This window comes from Ruoffia sp. FAM 24228, from assembly GCF_045528575.1.
Classification (GTDB): Bacteria; Bacillota; Bacilli; order Lactobacillales; family Aerococcaceae; genus Ruoffia; species Ruoffia halotolerans.
The window spans coordinates 1-13,174 of sequence record NZ_JBGQQZ010000067.1 but is presented as its reverse complement, the minus strand read 5'-3'; the positions used below and the strand labels follow the sequence as shown (position 1 = coordinate 13,174).

Below are 13,174 nucleotides of genomic sequence, written 5' to 3'. Positions count from 1 at the left end.
GCCAAGTGAATTCTCCTTTTAGTAATGTGTGGTAACTTTATTATATAGGAATTCACTGGCTTTTTGTGTACATACAAAAAAAGGTGTCAGTGAGATTTCTCTCACCAACACCAAAAATTCAAGAACCGTTTATTTAATGTTCATTCGGATCGTTTTCTGCATCTTCATGAGTCGGGTGGACTGTTCCTTCTAAGTGATCGGGTCCAGCATATATTGTATATAACTTAAGTGGTTTATCTCCAGTATTCTCGATATTATGCCACTTATTTGCTGGAACAAATACAGCATCATCATCAGATACTTTTATTTGTACATTTAAATCATCTTCAGTTGGCCCCATCTTACATAAGCCTTCCCCATCTTCAATTCGAATAAATTGATCAATACCTTCGTGTACTTCTAAACCAATATCATCACCTGGTTGAATTGACATGACAGTTACTTGTAATTTTTCGCCTGTCCAAATTGTCGTACGATAGTTATTATTTTCCTTCGTTGCATCTTCGATATTTATTACATACGGCTTTTTACCATGGTCCTTGTAGTCAAATTCCATATTAAATCCTCCTCGTAATAGTTTACACATCTAAAATAGATATGTTACATAGACAATAACGCTTATATAAAATTTTGTCAAATAATATAAATGTTTTTTATAAAAAATATTAAGGGAGCAAATTATATTTATATTAGGTAATGATTTGAAGGGGCACAATGAGAGAGTAGCTTTCTAGGTTTAAAGGCAAGCTTATAAAGCAAAGGTATAGTTATACGAGAATAGTCAACAACAGATAAATGAATCACTTATATAAGCAATACAAGTGAGGGTGATGCATTATTGGATCGGTATTATCAACAATATAAAAAAGAAGTTATAAAATCAATTGATATTCCTGAAGAGAATTTATTAATAACGATCGAAACAATTAATCAACTAAAAAATATTTCACCGAAGCTGTTGAAAAGATTGATCAAATAAATAACTCGAATTAATCAGGTGCAAGCTATTAAGAGCCCCCTTAAATCCAAAAGAGGATTAAAAGGGGGCTCTTCTTAAATAAAACTATTTAACTGCTTTAATACTATCCATTAATACTTTAAAGAAAAAGCCAAGCCCAATTGTTAGTAGAATATGCCCAATACCAGCAATCCCAGACATCATTTCGGATGATTCCATTCCCATCACAATCATAGATCCATGGATTAACATAATTAGTAAAGATAAGCCTAAACCGGATTGGTAGAACATAATGAATTTTTTATAATGGCGGTGTGCGCTTAATTTAAATTGGTGTTCAAGAATTAATACGATAAGAAAAAAGAACATTCCTAAAATTAAGGTGTGTGTGTGTAATACCCCTAATTGAGTATAGCCAGTAAAGTCATAAATTCGAGCTAATTCACGATCAAATAATCCGAAAGCCAGACCTAAAATCATATAAATCATACTCGTACGTGCTAATTTGTGTTGCATATTACTCTCCTTTTGTGTTGTTTAAGCCATGAAGTAACCAAGAAATCTTTCGATTGTATTCTAAGAGAAGTGTTTGTGAATCCCACTCATTGGCAATAAATTCAGTTAAACTATTTGTAACCAATGACATGACAAAGTATAAAAAGCTCATTGCTTCTTTTTTATTTGAGATATCAAGGTGGTTCTTTTCTAATATCGAAAACCAATGATCAAACATCTTTGATTCAGATGGAACTTTACGACGTCTCGAGAATATTAATTGATCACTTCCAGTTAAGAATTTGATTTGTTTCCATCGAATATCCTGATGATCGAGGTGACTAATTGCCTTCAAGTAATTCGCAATCCCATCAAATAGGGCATCCTCGCTTTGTTGAATGTGCTGCATAATATCAATATGAATTGCGCGTGCAACGGTTGATATTAAGTAATCATTCGCATCCGCCAAATCTTTAAAATACTTATAAAAAGCGCCCCGAGACATATTCATTAAAGAAATGATTTCCGACACCTTCACTTGACTCAGCGGCTGATCATAAAGAACATCCAATAAAATCAATTCAATCTGTACGCGTTTTTCAGCATCTAAATGTAAAAAAGTATCTTTTGGGATATCAAAACCTCCTCTTTAGCTTATTAGTGACAGAATGTCACTATGAGAGTATAGCACGAGAGTGACACTTTGTCACTCTGAAAAAAAGGTATAACTTAAATTATATACATTACATAGAATAATGCCGGCCCAGCATGTGAGAAGAAAATCAGTGTCATGAATCAAAAAGTATGAAAAAAATATTTCGGCATGCTCATTCTAAATGACGCATTAGGTAATGTAAGGAAAAAAAACGTCATCCTTATAAGGATGACGTTTTTTGAATTAAATTAATCATTTAATAATTCTTTAGCTTCTTGATATTCACGGTCTTGAGATTCAGCAACACCTTCTTGAGTAAGAATACCTTTATAAGTATTAATTCCTGTTAAGATGGTTGAGTTACCTAAAGCTGCTTCTTTAACACCTTTGCTGATAATTTCTTGTGCGTAACGTAATGTTACGTTAGTTAATCCTAATGTCGCAGTTCGTGGTACAGCACCTGGGATGTTCGCAACTGTATAGTGAACAACACCATGTTTAATGTATACAGGGTCTTTATGTGTTGTCGCGTGAGTCGTTGTTTCAAAGTTACCACCTTGGTCAACAGCGATATCGACGATCACAGATCCTTCTTTCATTGTCTTAACCATATCTTCAGTTACTAAGATTGGTGCGCGACGTCCTGGGATTAATACAGAACCAATAGCCACGTCAGCATCTTGGATTACTTTCGCAATATTTTCTTCAGTAGACATTAGTGTTTCAACTTGTCCACCTAATAAGTCTTCTAATTCAGCTAAACGTTGTGGATTAATATCTAAAATTGTTACTTTAGCTCCCATACCAACTGAGAGTCTCGCTGAGTTGTATCCCACGATACCTCCACCAATAACAACAACGTGGGCACTGCTCACGCCTGGTAGACCATCTAATAGAATTCCACGACCACCGTTTTGTTTTTCTAGGAAGTGAGCACCAATTTGTACAGCCATTCGTCCAGCTACTTCACTCATTGGGATAAGTAATGGTAGCGCACCATTCTCAACCATTGTTTCGTATGCGATTCCTGTAACACCTTTATCTAGAAGAGCTTGTGTTAATTTTACTTCTGGAGCAAGATGTAAGTATGCGAATAAGATTAATCCATCGTGGAAGTAATCATATTCTTCTGGTAGAGGTTCTTTTACTTTAATTACCATATCAGCAGACCAAACGTCTTTTGCGTCTGATTTAATTTCAGCACCTGCTTCGATATATTCCTCATCAGTAAAACCAGATCCGTCACCTGCGTGTTGTCCAACGTAAACTGTATTACCTGCTTCGACTAACGTTTGCACGTTACCGGGTGTCATACCAACGCGATCTTCATTTGGTTTAATTTCTTTAGGAATTCCAATTATCATAAATTATTCTATCCTATAATTTTTTAAAATTCATAGTTATAAATTTCCGACAAAAATAATGTAATATGAATTGTGAAAAAGTTATAATAATATACTTAATTTTTTCTAAAAAAGCGTATTATTGGTATTTTAATACTAATAAGACAGAAAACACAGAAAAAATATTATATTTTTATATACTAAAGTAGTAGACTATTTTATTATATTTCATATAAAAGAAAAAAAGCATATAGATTCTTATTCACGAATAGAATGATATACTAGTTAAAAGAAATATTTAGTTAAAGATGAGGTAGATAACATGTGCTTAATAACTTTTCGAAGCGAAGAAGGTGCTCAAGCGCCATTTGTATTAATTGCTAATCGGGATGAAGCTTATCAAAGGGAAAGTTTGCCCATTCATTTTTGGAAGGACCATCCAACTATTCTTGGGGGCCGTGATATGAAGGCTGGTGGTACTTGGTTGGCTATCACAACGACGGGGCGCTTTGCTGCTTTAACCAACCAACCTTTCACGGAGCATGCTCCAGTTGACCCTATATCACGTGGGGGGCTGATTACTGATTTTCTAACGAGTGATGTTAATGTCTTAGATTACGTTAGGCAATTACGGGCGGACCGCAAGAAGTATGAAGGCTATCATCTGTTGTTTGGGACAATCGATGACTTGTACAGATATGATAATGTGAGAGATGAATTCAAACCTTGTAATCAAGAAGTTCACAGCCTTAGTAATACGAAGGATGATCTGTCCAAGTATCGCCAACTTAAATCCGAAGCAGTCTTAGCTGAGACTCTCGTTAAGGAGAAAATACCAGAATTAGACAATTTGATTGGCTTATTTCAAGATACAACGCCTAACCCAGATTTGAAAGACTATCCACAAGCATTAGAGAAAGAGGTTGCCTTGAAACATTCGTCCATCTTCATCCAAAGTAACCCAGACTTTGGGACAGTTTCTACGACTGCGATTGTTATCAATAGAGAAGGGCAAGTATCAATGAAAGAAGTACGTTATAATGCGCAAGAAATCATTCAAGTGACTGAGGAAAAATTTGTTTTAGAGAAGGACTAAGGTAGGGTATAACACTGACTAAGTTTGACATTCAAAGAAAAAGGTGCTATAATTACTATGTATCATAGCGGGGATGTTTTGGTTTCGACAGGTATTGTTCGAACTTATGATGCGTCAGGAAGGTAGCGACTTCCTAAAAACGCTACAGTTAAATATAACTGCAAACAAAACAAACAATAATTTCACTTTAGCAGCCTAAGAACTGCGGGTGAAGATCGGCCTGGCATCGCCCATGTGCTCAGATACCGGTCTCAAATTCAGTGGGATACGATTTAACTTTCCGTCTGCAAGTTAAATAAGAGATTACCAGACTCGCGAACTGCGATGCCCGTTTATCGGCTAACAGTGAGCCAAACTTTAAATGGATAAACTATTGACGTAGATTCGTAAGTGGCGAGATATTTGGACAGGAGTTCGAATCTCCTCATCTCCATTGTTAAAATATAGTTATGTCCAGTTAATCTGGGCATGATACAACACCAGCGCATAGTGATTTGGCCATTGCTATGATACGCTGGTGTTTTTTTGTATAGGAAAATGATTATTTATGTGATAAATAGGAATTGAGGGTGCTTGGCTAGGGAATTGAATCCCCTCAACTCAATAATAGCTTTACTAAGGTTTCCTAACAGCTTCTAAAGGCTGGTGGAAAGCCTTTTTTAATTTCTAAGCTTTGCTTACAATTGCTATAAACCATTACCATTTCCATTTCCATTACTATTCAAAAAATGGTAATGGTTTTTTATAATACCGAATTAATAATTCTATTTACCCATTCCGGATCTTCCTTAACACCTACCGTGTTGCAAAGAGAACGATGAACTTCTTTAAACTCAAAAACAATACTTCTCATTACATTCATAATTTCTACAGTATCTCTTTTGCATTCCCAACTTTCGAGTAGAGATTTCTGCCAATCTTTCAAACTACTTCTGTTACCTTCGTACTTTGCCCAATCACCAAATGAATTTGGTTGCATTCCAGACTCCATATACCAAGCAGTTACTATTGATAGTCGCAATTTATCAATGCAATCTAATGCATAATAATATTCTTTTCTCAGTGTTCTTCTATATGCTTCATGTAGATGTGCAAAAAACTTTGTTCTCCAAAACTCAAATTCATCTAATGTTGGTTCATAAGTATGATTCAATGATTGTTCTAAAATATTAGTCAGCATTCCATCTGTATCTTTTAAAATCTTAATGTTCTTTAACCATACAGAAGGCTGAATATATTCAGGTGTGTAATAAAAAATATCTACTTTTATAAAACTATCATAGTGAGCAACAATATAAATAGAGGAAGGATTCAAATCTTCGAAATACAGAACTTTTCCCCAATTCTCTGCATGGTTTTTTTTATTCAAAACATATTCATTGATTTTATCGGGTTTGACAACCACTCTAAGATCAATGTCTGAAAAAAGATCTGTAGTTTCATTGCCAATTGATCCACCATAAAAAAATGCTAAAATATTATCATCTTCAAATAGATCATTTTGAATGTTATCTAATAGCTTTTCACGCTCTTTAGGTAACTCAGAATCTCTTTCCTCGTGTTTACTTATAAATGTCATAAATTAAATAGATCCTCCTTTTAAAATTTAAAACGGTTCTACTAACTAAAATATATTTTTTATATGATGCTATAAACAAAATTCACTTTTTAATTTTCCATAAACTTCGCAAACTTATCTGCTGTATCTTTCTTTTCTTCTTTTTTAACGTGAGCGTAGATATTCATCGTTGTTTGAATATCTGTGTGTCCTAGGCGAGCCTGTACATCTTTTATTGAAGCTCCCATAGAGAAGAGGATACTACTATGCGTGTGTCGTAACCCATGAACGGTAATTTATTTAAGGCCATTACGCTTTTGCACATTTCTCATACGGTTATTGGGAACATTAATTGAATAGAAATTATTTCTAGTATTCGCAAAAACATTCTGCTCGTGTGTATTGGTATTAAAACCCAGTTTCAGCATGAATTGAGCCTGATACATCTTCCACTGCTTTAACAGCTTCATAGAGTCATAATCCATATCAATCACTCTTCGACCGTTCACCGTCTTCGTAGGTTGCATGATAATCTTATTATTTAAGCCCCTAGTAAGTGTTTTACTAATGTTGAGTGTAGACGTATCAAGATCAATATCCGACCATTTAAGAGCTAGTATTTCTGATTTTCGAGCACCGCTGTACGATAATATCCTAAAGTACGTATATCCGTTTACATCTAAATTTTCAACCATTGTATCTTTAGTTATATTCAAATTTAAATTCTGTTTTAGAACGGTGTCTATACATTCAAAGTATTTCTAATAATAACACAGTTTATTGATACGCATCAATTATTACAGCGGTAACCTATTGTAGACTGTAGATGTAACAAAAATACAAATACGGAGGATTTATAGAAATGGACAAAAATATAGCAAATGACATAAATGGAAAATTAAATTTTTTATTGGAAGACCAAGGTGTAACATTTGATGATTCTAATATGGCTTTAGACTCTTTAGATACTTTTCACAAAAAAGCAGACGCTTTGTTAGTCGCGCATAACTGTGAGATACCAGAAGGAGCGCATGATATTACTGGCTTGCAGCCGAAATTAAATATGCTGATTCAAGGGCATGGAGCGGAATTTGATGATTCGAATTTAGATCCCAATAGTATAGATACTGTCCTTCAAAAACTTGAGATTCTACAAGATGAACATGGTGCATAAAAGAAAAAGAGTCGCTATCTTAACGGATAGTGATTTTTTTATTCGAATGTTTAAATGAATGTAAAAGATTGATATAAATCAATTCGTAAACAAAATATTCGGTCTATACCAACTGTGTAATCAAAACATTCAGAGTAATGACAAAAAAATAAAGGAGAGAGAAGATGACGACGATAACGTTTCAATTGGAAAAATTGACCTGTCCATCTTGTATGCAAAAAATCATAGACAATGTAAATGAATTAACGGGGATAGAAACAATAAAAATTTTATTTGATAGAAGCAAAGCAAGAGTAGTATTTGAAGACAATAAAATATCAGAAGAAGAAATTCTTCATAAGATTGAAGAGATTGGATATTCAGCAAAGAAAACGGGTTTGTACACCTAAGTGTACACCAACCCCCAAAACTCTGTTTTGGCTTGTCAGGAATTCTTCCTGAAACCTGTTTGTCGCTGCGCTCGATTTTTAAAATAAAAGTAAGATTCTAATTCAAAATAATAAAACAAAAGGAGAAAATTTCATAAAACGAACAGAAAGTATTCAAGTAAGGTTATCAGATGGGGGAAGGTTAAATCTCCGAGTTTCACCAGAAGAAAAAGAAATGAGTAGACACAAAGCAGACACAGAAAATATGACAATGAGTGCCCTTGTTCGAAGAAGTCTCGAAAAAGTTGATAAGCCCATTACTGTTAATTTGGATAAATCCGATCTTCGAGATTTAGTAATACAGGCTAGACGGATTGATTCAACTGTCAGAACATTTTAAAAAAATATGGATTTCAATGATCATGATTCAATTAAAAAAAAAAAGAAATAGAACAAAATCTTACAGAAATTGAAGAAGCTGTGGAAGGAGAAGTTAAAAAGGTTGAAAATTTAGTTTCAGAAATAGAAAACCTAAGTACAGAAGAAGCAGCAAGAATTGCTAGAAGAATAAAAGATGAAAAGCTAGAGAGTATAAATGAAATTGATGAACTGCGCTAAACTTGATAAATGGAACTTTAAAAAATAGGATATATATAATGTTAAAATCTAGTACTTTCTACAATCTAGAAATCTTCAAAAATACTATTCTGTTTTGTCGAAAAAATTGTGATTTTCTTTTTTTAAAAAACATTTTTAAACATAGGAAGTAGATTTTATTGTTATATATGTATCTGTTTTGCTTTATAACATGACTCAGTGAAATAGATTTTCACAAGAGCCTCAATAGCGAAAGCTATTGGGGTTTTCTCTTTTATACGTTAATGCTTGAAGAATGCTATAATTAATTTAATTATATTTCTAAAGAAGGGAGAAGATAAATGATTACTTGGGCTCATTTTAACGTGAATAATAACCATAAAACAAGCTCATTTGAGAGTTTAAGCAGGCTGTTGTTCAAAGAAAACTATTGTGTAGAAGGTACTATTTTGCGATCTAATCCAAACCATAAAGGAATTGAAGTTGACCCAGTTACTGGAAAAGATGGATTGATAATAAGTTTTCAGGCTAAATATTTTTCAAAAGGAATAGACTATTCTCAAATTAAAAAAAATTTTGAAATCATTAGAGATAATTACGAAGGTAAACTGGATAGAGTATATCTTTTCAGTAATGAAGATGTAAGCACTAAAAATTCAAGTTATTTAGAGTGCATTAAGATTTTAGCAGAAGCATCTATAGAGTGTATTGCAATAACCAACACAGAATTGCTAGAGCAAGCAGCGACATCAAAACATGCTAGTGCATTATTTTTTAATCAACATAAGTTCGATATTGAATGGTTTCAACAACAAGTACAATTGAATTTGAATTCGCTATCGTATCGCTATAATAAGAAATTTAATGCAACTACTGATATAGAAAAATCTATTGGCTTATTTTGTCAAAGTGAATTATCCGACGAATTATTGCCTATTCGTGTTTCAAATTATCTGAAGGAAATTAAATCCTATTATAAACAAAGGGGGCGAGAATTATTAGATAACATTGCCGAAGACATTCTTAAGTTAGGTGAGATAGAAAATACAAATGATTATTACAAACTAAATGAATATATTAAAAATAAATATGCAGATGCTTTTTTACGACTTGGAAATTCTTTAAATGAACTAAATGATAAAATTCATTCTGCAGATTTTGAAAACGATGAAAGAGATAAATTGCTTTCTAAAAGGCAGGACTTAGAAAAAATAAAGAGCTTATTAGATAATTTATTGCTTTCAAATTTTGAAGAGAAACTAATAGATAATAAAATTCTATTGTTAAAAGGGAAAGCAGGAGTTGGCAAATCACATACTTTCGCCATCTCTGCTAATAATTTAGTTTATGAGAACAGGCCAACAATTTTACTACCAGGGTATTCATTCATAAAAAATAATCCTGTTAAGAATCAATTAATCGACCTACTTAATATACCTAATATAGATATAAATAACTTGTTAGATAGTTTAGATGCTCTTGGAAAATTAATAAATAAGCCGATTGTAGTTTTTATTGATGGAATAAATGAAACTAATGACAACATTATTTGGAAGAATACTATTGAAGAAATCTCTCAAATTTTAGATAATTATAATTATGTAAAATTTGCTTTTTCATTTAGAAATGGATTCGAAGAGAAATTAATATCAGATTATGCAGAAGAATTAATATCAAAAGAAAAAATATCTGTACTCAACCATGAAGGACTTGATAGATTTGATTATGAACAGATAAATATTTTTCTAGACTATCACAATATAACCTTCTCGCCAACATTGTATTTTAATGAACAGATGTCGAATCCTTTATTTTTAACATTATTTTGTGAAAACTTTGCAGGTTATGATATGGACATTCAAGAGATATTTAATAAAACGCTAGAAAAAATTGATCAATCATCTAGAGAAGAGATTGAATTTGATGAAGACTTTAATTTATTAAAAGAATTTCTTACTCAATTTATATCTAAAATGCTAGCAGGAAATGGATGGACTGTTTCTAAAGAAGAAACTTTTTCGATACCATTTTGGGAAAACAACGGATTAGTATTTAAAAAGCATGATTATATTGGCTCACTAGTAAGAAATGGATTAATAAATAAATTTGAAAATTCCGACGAAATATACTACACATTCTCTTATAACTTAATACGAGATTATTTACTTGGAAGTGAAATATTCAAAAAGAGCACTAACTTAGATGAACTTGAATATAATATTTTAGATGTATTAATTGATGATGATAATCTTAACTATTCCATGGTAGATCCCTTATTGTTTACTTCAGAAATGGGATATGAAAGATACGGAAGAGAGATAATTATACCTGTATTAGATTTTATTTACGAAGAAGATATACATTTGGCTAACAATTTAGCAGAGCGTTTCATAGAATCTTTTACTATCAGAAAAAATATAAATACGAGTGTTGAAATATTAAGGAAGATACTTAATAACTACGAAGTTTCAATCGATACTTTCTATAATATGCTTATAGATAACAGTATTAAGCTAAAAAATTCAACAAATGCATATCTTTTAGATAGCCATCTTTCTCAAATGTCTATGGTTACTCGAGACTCACTATGGACAAATTTTATAAATGGCATAAGTAGTGATTCTAGACTAGGTCAGATTATTTCTTCTTTTGAGTCTGCGAAAGTTAATACACACTCTCTAAAAAATGAGCAAATTAGACTAATGCTTATATTGTTTAGCTGGACTTTGACATCTAGTAATAGAAAGTTAAGAGATCGTTGCTCAAAGGCTATGATTGTAATTCTTAAGGATAATTTTCAATTATGCTTAGACCTACTAAAAAAGTTCGAAAATACTAACGACCCATATGTAGTTCATAGATTATATAGTGTAGTTTTTGGAGCATTAGTGCGTACGAAGGACAAAAACCATGAAACTTATAAAGAGTTAGTAAATTACGTATATAATACTATCTTTCAGGCAGATGAAGTGTATCCAGATATCTTATTAAGGGATTATGCACGATTGATTATAGAGCGGTATTTATTTGAGTATCCCGAAGATATGGACTTTTCAAGAGAAAAATTTAGACCGCCTTATAATTCTTCTGATATTCCTGAAATGGAAAGAGTGGAGTATGATTTATCTAGTGGTTATAATTCTTCTAAAGATGCAATTGTTTCTTCTATGAATACTGAGAATAGTGGTCCAGGGATTTATGGTGATTTTGGTAGATACGTGTTTGATTCAGCACTAAATCAATTTAAAAACTTCGATAACGAAAACGGCTATTTATATGCTATGGACTACATTTTTAATGTTATAGGTTTTGATGAAGAACTATTCCCACATGACAGAAATAATTATTATACTGAAAGACATGATACACGGAAAGTTGAACGCATTGGTAAAAAATATCAATGGATTGCTTTATATAATCTTTTAGCTAAGGTAGCCGACAATTATTTAGTAGAAAACGATTACGATATTTCAGAAGATTACAGCGGTCCATGGAGTCCATATGTTAGAGATTTTGATCCAACACTCAATAATAGATTTAAACCTGATAAAAGTCTAATCGAATTCAACCATAAAGACGAGTTATATTCGAAAGAATTTTTAGACGATTTTGACCGAGAAGAAACAGATATAATAGACTGGGTAAATAAGACTTCCACACTATTTGATGATATTAAAAATGAAATTAAAATAAAAGATTCTCGAGGAAATAATTGGATAATTTTAAACCACATAAAAGAAATTGAAAAAAATGAAAATATATTACGAAAATACGATGGAAAGCGACAAGAAATTTATAACATTATCCAGGCATATTTTGTTAAAGAAGAAGATTATGAAAGTTGTTTGGAAGATATAGACACTAGGAACTTCTATGGAAGAAACTATCCTGAGGGTAGCCGTTCATATGAATTTTTTAATAGAGAATATTATTGGAGTTCTGCATTAAAAAATAATGTATTAAAAAATGAATGGTCTGCTATAGAGATTGAGACAGGAGAGTACTATGAAGAAGAAGTACGGGATTATAGTTCATCAAATTTGGAAGATTTTATTTTAGGTATCGAGAATAATGAAGAAGTAAAATATAAAAAAGTAAAACGTCCGGTAAAGGAAATTGGTTATTATGTCTTGCCAGCTAGTAATGAATTTTTATATGAGTCTCAATACGATGGTACACTTGAAGAGAGTTCAATTTCATTTAAAATACCGAATTCAGAGATTATAAATGTTTTAAAGCTAGAACAAAAAACAATTGATGGGCTTTTCTATGGAGAAGATGAACTAGCGGCTTTTGATACAAAATTAATAAATGAAGATTATGGATTGATCATAAAAGAAACTTACCTTCGTAAATTCTTAGAAGAGGAGAAATACAGAGTGTTTTGGACCTTAATTGGAGAAAAAAGCTTTAGAACACCAGATAGAATGCAAACATGGAGTCAGTGGGGTGGTTATGCTTATCTTAATGAGAAATTTGATATTGCTAGTAAAATGAGATTAGAAACTCCTGGTGAGTCAAATAGATCTAATAACAAAGTTTAAAAACGTATACTATAAATCATTTCATAGTAATTATCGCAATAACATAACTTATATTCAAAATCCACAATAAGTTTTGTTAATTTTATAGTGATTTATCACTCATAATGACTGGTGCATTAGACAACGATTTACATATGTTTTAACGGACATTGATATGTCTATCGCTTTAAACTCTGCTCTAAATGACTGTCACATCAAGATGTAAAGCTAAAAAGCTTTGAAGAAAGACACTGTCTTCTTTAAAGCTTTTTTTACATTCCGCCGATTGTAAAATTAAGCTAGACAACTAAAACAGCCATTTGTGGTACACTCAACTTGTAATTCCGACCAAAGAATACAAAGGAGTGACCACAAATGACCTACACCCATCTTACCACGGATGAACT

The 13,174-nt window shown here is 32.2% G+C and carries 11 protein-coding genes, 1 other RNA gene and 1 pseudogene; 7 read left to right on the top strand and 6 right to left on the bottom strand.

Annotation, left to right across the window (positions count from 1 at the left end):
• Window positions 1-133: 133 nt before the first annotated feature.
• From ACEN33_RS10300 to ald, 4 genes are all read right to left on the bottom strand, one after another.
• Entirely contained in the window at window positions 134-556 is a 423-nt protein-coding gene (locus ACEN33_RS10300) for a cupin domain-containing protein (protein WP_138404674.1), read from the bottom strand.
• Between the two features lie 507 nt (window positions 557-1,063).
• On the bottom strand, window positions 1,064-1,474 hold the full coding sequence (locus ACEN33_RS10295; protein WP_407095025.1) for a DUF2871 domain-containing protein: 411 nt from the start codon (window positions 1,472-1,474) through the stop codon (window positions 1,064-1,066).
• A gap of 1 nt (window position 1,475) precedes the next feature.
• A complete protein-coding gene (locus ACEN33_RS10290) occupies window positions 1,476-1,964 on the bottom strand; it encodes a TetR/AcrR family transcriptional regulator (protein WP_407095023.1) in 489 nt (162 codons plus the stop codon).
• A 392-nt stretch (window positions 1,965-2,356) separates the two neighbouring features.
• On the bottom strand, window positions 2,357-3,472 hold the full coding sequence (gene ald / locus ACEN33_RS10285; protein ID WP_407095022.1) for an alanine dehydrogenase: 1,116 nt from the start codon (window positions 3,470-3,472) through the stop codon (window positions 2,357-2,359).
• Window positions 3,473-3,773: 301 nt separating this feature from the next.
• On the opposite strand from ald, the gene ACEN33_RS10280 reads away from it, so the two are divergent.
• Together ACEN33_RS10280 and ssrA are read left to right on the top strand one after the other, a co-directional pair.
• Window positions 3,774-4,547 carry an NRDE family protein gene (locus tag ACEN33_RS10280; protein ID WP_407095020.1) on the top strand — a complete coding sequence of 258 codons (774 nt, stop codon included), beginning with the start codon at window positions 3,774-3,776 and terminating at the stop codon, window positions 4,545-4,547.
• Window positions 4,548-4,616: 69 nt separating this feature from the next.
• Window positions 4,617-4,983, top strand: a transfer-messenger RNA (tmRNA) gene (gene ssrA, locus ACEN33_RS10275).
• Between the two features lie 306 nt (window positions 4,984-5,289).
• On the opposite strand, the gene ACEN33_RS10270 is transcribed toward ssrA, so the two are convergent.
• A complete protein-coding gene (locus ACEN33_RS10270; RefSeq protein ID WP_407095018.1) occupies window positions 5,290-6,126 on the bottom strand; it encodes an aminoglycoside 6-adenylyltransferase in 837 nt (278 codons plus the stop codon).
• 89 nt (window positions 6,127-6,215) lie between these two features.
• A pseudogene (locus tag ACEN33_RS10265) lies at window positions 6,216-6,800 on the bottom strand (site-specific integrase).
• Between the two features lie 167 nt (window positions 6,801-6,967).
• Between ACEN33_RS10265 and ACEN33_RS10260 the strand changes: the two are divergent.
• The 5 genes from ACEN33_RS10260 (at window position 6,968) to ACEN33_RS10240 (ending at window position 12,788) form a co-directional block, all read left to right on the top strand.
• Window positions 6,968-7,279 (top strand): hypothetical protein, encoded by a 312-nt coding sequence (locus ACEN33_RS10260; protein WP_138404682.1) that lies wholly within the window; start codon window positions 6,968-6,970, stop codon window positions 7,277-7,279.
• 164 nt (window positions 7,280-7,443) lie between these two features.
• The gene (locus ACEN33_RS10255) at window positions 7,444-7,668 is read left to right on the top strand and encodes a heavy-metal-associated domain-containing protein (RefSeq protein WP_138404683.1); all 225 of its coding nucleotides are present in this window, start codon (window positions 7,444-7,446) and stop codon (window positions 7,666-7,668) included.
• A 94-nt stretch (window positions 7,669-7,762) separates the two neighbouring features.
• Complete coding sequence (locus tag ACEN33_RS10250; protein WP_407095026.1) at window positions 7,763-8,047, top strand: plasmid mobilization protein; 285 nt, start codon at window positions 7,763-7,765, stop codon at window positions 8,045-8,047.
• Window positions 8,048-8,127: 80 nt separating this feature from the next.
• Complete coding sequence (locus ACEN33_RS10245; RefSeq protein ID WP_171031317.1) at window positions 8,128-8,265, top strand: hypothetical protein; 138 nt, start codon at window positions 8,128-8,130, stop codon at window positions 8,263-8,265.
• Between the two features lie 320 nt (window positions 8,266-8,585).
• Window positions 8,586-12,788 carry a hypothetical protein gene (locus ACEN33_RS10240; RefSeq protein ID WP_407095016.1) on the top strand — a complete coding sequence of 1,401 codons (4,203 nt, stop codon included), beginning with the start codon at window positions 8,586-8,588 and terminating at the stop codon, window positions 12,786-12,788.
• Window positions 12,789-13,174: the final 386 nt, after the last annotated feature.